At 74.5% G+C, this 662-nt stretch carries 1 pseudogene; it reads left to right on the top strand.

Annotation, left to right across the window (positions count from 1 at the left end):
* Nucleotides 1-63: 63 nt before the first annotated feature.
* Nucleotides 64-662, top strand: a pseudogene (locus AX737_RS10320) (hybrid sensor histidine kinase/response regulator); the annotation flags it as partial.

The raw sequence follows: 662 nt of genomic DNA, 5'->3' as shown, positions 1-662 counted from the left end.
GGGTTCCGGCTCGACGACTGGACGCAACGCCTCTTCTCCGGGCCTCTCGGACCTGGGGACGGGATGTCCCTGGCGACGATCTGCTGCATCCTCGGCGCCGCGGCGGGCCTGCTGCTGCAGGACGCGCGGAGCCGCCGGCTCCGCCAGGTCGGCGCGGCGGCAGCCCTGTCGGCGTTCGTCGGCGCCGCGGTCGGGGCGCTGGGATATGCCTACGGCCTCGGCGGCTTCCACCAGGGCGGACCCTACTCGCGGATGGCGCTGGTCACCGCCGTCACGCTGGGCGTCCTCTCCGCCGGCGTGCTGCTCAGCCGGCCGCATGGGCCGTGGACCGCCATCGTCCTCGGCGGCGGCGAGGTCACGCGGTACCTGCTGCCCGTGGTCGTCGTCGCGCCGCTGCTCCTCGGCTCGCTGCAGATCCACGCCGCCCGCACGGGCCTGCTGGAGGCCGAGACCGGGACCGCGCTCCTCGTCATCGTCCTGGCGATCTGCCTCGCGGCCCTGAGCGTCCGGCTCGCGCGTGACGTCGAGCGGCGCAGCGTCAGCGAACGCCGGCTACGCGAGACCCTCCAGGGCATGAACGAGGCTCTGGAGCGGCGGGTGGCCGAGCGGACCCGCGACCTCGCCGAGACGCAGGACGCCCTGGTGCAGTCGCAGAAGATGGA

Origin of the sequence: Methylobacterium sp. CCH5-D2, assembly GCF_001556475.1 — a bacterium.
Classification (GTDB): Bacteria; Pseudomonadota; Alphaproteobacteria; order Rhizobiales; family Beijerinckiaceae; genus Methylobacterium; species Methylobacterium hispanicum.
Note: the sequence above shows the minus strand (reverse complement) of the source record. Positions and strands in the feature narration are given on the sequence as shown.